General features: G+C 68.3%; 3 protein-coding genes and 1 pseudogene. All 4 read left to right on the forward strand.

The window, feature by feature from the left end; genetic code table 11:
- Positions 1–194 precede the first annotated feature (194 nt).
- Positions 195–428 carry a hypothetical protein gene (locus tag ABD161_RS15765; RefSeq protein ID WP_135114243.1) on the forward strand — a complete coding sequence of 78 codons (234 nt, stop codon included), beginning with the start codon at positions 195–197 and terminating at the stop codon, positions 426–428.
- Positions 428–1450, forward strand: coding sequence for a conjugal transfer protein (locus ABD161_RS15770; protein WP_344005156.1), 1023 nt, complete (start codon positions 428–430; stop codon positions 1448–1450). Before ABD161_RS15765 ends, ABD161_RS15770 begins: the two co-directional genes overlap by 1 nt.
- 11 nt (positions 1451–1461) lie before the next feature.
- Complete coding sequence (locus tag ABD161_RS15775; RefSeq protein WP_344005159.1) at positions 1462–1794, forward strand: hypothetical protein; 333 nt, start codon at positions 1462–1464, stop codon at positions 1792–1794.
- 3 nt (positions 1795–1797) lie between these two features.
- Positions 1798–2218: pseudogene (locus ABD161_RS15780) on the forward strand (hypothetical protein); the annotation flags it as partial.

Raw genomic sequence — 2218 nt, forward strand, 5'->3', positions numbered from 1 at the left:
AAAACGTGGCGGCCGAGCCGCAACTGCTTCGGTCAAGGGGTCACTGAGCGCATGAAATAACCAGATGAAAAGGCAGAAAAGAACTTCTGAGATTTCTGCCGAAGATTCTCGACGCTGCTGTCAGATCACCCCGTTCGGCCGCACCTATATGTGCGTGAGGGGCGACCGCCCCGACGTACGAGAGGGGCTGACGAATGTCGAACGGCGAGCTCGAGCACGACCTGCATTGGCATGAGGTCGTCACGGATGCGGCAGAGGTGCTGCGGGTGGAAGACGCGCTGCTGGAGGCAGTGCCTCAGCTGCTCGACTCTCCCTTCGACGAGGGAGTGCTCGAGCGGGTGAGCGAGGTCGTCGACCGGGCACGCGCCGTCGTCCCTGTGGCTCGCCGTCTCACGGCTGCGGCCCTGCCTGATGCGGGAGGTGCGTGATGGGCCTGTTCAAGCGAGAGCCGAAGCCCGACGTCGACGAGACCAAGGAGACGATCGCGCAGGGGAGCTCCTGGACCCAGGGGCGTGCATACCTGGCGATCGGGTCGGCGGCGGCGTTCTGGGGGCTCGTGCTGTGCGGTCCGGCCGCGCTGGTCGTCAGTGCCCTCGGCGCGGGGGAGCAGCCCGCCGTCGCTCAGGTGGACGTCCAGCCCGGGCTGAGCGTGCAGCAGCAGGAAGCAGGGGAGTACGCGGCCGCATACGTAGCTGCGTGGCTGGACGCCACGAAGGACGACCCGGGAGAGCTGGCCGCCTACATCGACACGTCGCAGCTGCGGAAGATCACCGAGCAGGCCTGGAAGTACCGCGACCTGGCGGTGTCGTCGATCGCGCCGGCCGACGACGACGGGCTGATCACCGTCACGGTCGCCGCCACCGTCGCTGAGCCGGCGGTCTCCGAAGAGGAGCAGGAGCCCACAGAGGTGTGGCAGCGCCGGTACTTCATGACGGTGATCCGCGCGACCGAGGGCGGTGTCGCCGCCGTCGGTCTTCCCGCTCCCGTCGCGGCGCCCGAGCAGCTCACCGACCAGGTGACGTTGAAGTACCCGCGCACGCTGGCCACCACCTCGCCGGCGATGACGACGGTGCAGCAGTTCCTGCTGGCCTATCTGACGGGCAACGGAGACCTGGCCCGGGTCACCTCGCCTGACTCGCCGCTGCGACCGGTCGACCCGGCGCCCTACGCCGCGGTGACCGTCACGCAGGCAGCCGTCGACGTCGATCCGTCCGAGACGCCCGCGACGGGGGAGCAGGTGCGGATCCTCGCGACCGTCGAGCTCGTCAACGTCGCCGACCAGCAGCTCACCGCCACGTACGCACTGACGCTCAACGGCCGCGACGGCCGCTGGGAAGTCAGCGCGATCGACACGGCGCCGGTCGTGAACGAGACCTCGACGTCCGGATCGGCTCCGTCGACGTCGACCCCAGCCCCTCTTCCGAGTCCCACCACCACCAACACCAACTGAAAGGAACGAACATGATCGACCAGATCGCTTCTCTCGCCGTCGAGGCGACCAACCTCGCCGCGACCGCCCAGCCGGGCCTCGTCGAGGCGAGCATCTCCGACAAGGCCAACCAGCTGATCGCTGACTGGAGCACGGTCATCCGCGGCGCCGCCGTGCTGGCCGCCATCACGATCGTCGTCATCACCGCCATCAAGACGAAGCTCGCGTGGGCAGCGACCGCGCTGTCTCTCGTGGTCGGCGGGGCGATGATCTGGGGCGTCACGATGGACGGGCTGGGCTGGTTCTCCCAGGGCGTCGACAACGAGCTCGCCATCGTCCACGAGATCTCCGACACCACGGTGTGACCGATGGCTCAGGAGATCGCGCGGTTCTACACGCGGTCCCGCCGTTTCAAGAAGATGGTGGGCCGCCTGCTCGACGGCACCCCGATCTGGGGCGGGCCCTACTCCATGCCCCAGTTCGGGGTCGCCGGCGCAGTGCTGTTCGCGCTGCTCGTGAGCAAGCCGCTGTGGTCGCCCGACGGCAATCTGTTCTTCGAGATCCCGATGATCGTCGGGATCACCTGGGGGTCGGCCTTCCTCGTCGGACTGATCCCGGTGACCCGTCGACCGATCGGCTCCTGGGCGATGGGCGCCCTGGGAGCCATGCTCAAGCCGTTCGAGGGGACGGTCAACGGATCCCCGGTCCGGATCCGGTCCCCGCACTACGTCGGAGGCAAGACCGCCATGTCGCTGCCGCCCAGCGCGCCGGCACCTGACCGTCCCCTCG

It is taken from the genome of Microbacterium paludicola (genome assembly GCF_039529675.1).
GTDB classification, from domain to species: Bacteria; Actinomycetota; Actinomycetes; order Actinomycetales; family Microbacteriaceae; genus Microbacterium; species Microbacterium paludicola.

What these genes read in the sequence shown, in the direction of transcription:
- ABD161_RS15765 (WP_135114243.1), top strand. Translation starts at nt 195, where the DNA reads ATGTCGAACGGCGAGCTCGAGCACGACCTGCATTGGCATGAGGTCGTC.
- ABD161_RS15770 (WP_344005156.1), top strand. Translation starts at nt 428, where the DNA reads ATGGGCCTGTTCAAGCGAGAGCCGAAGCCCGACGTCGACGAGACCAAG.
- ABD161_RS15775 (WP_344005159.1), top strand. Translation starts at nt 1,462, where the DNA reads ATGATCGACCAGATCGCTTCTCTCGCCGTCGAGGCGACCAACCTCGCC.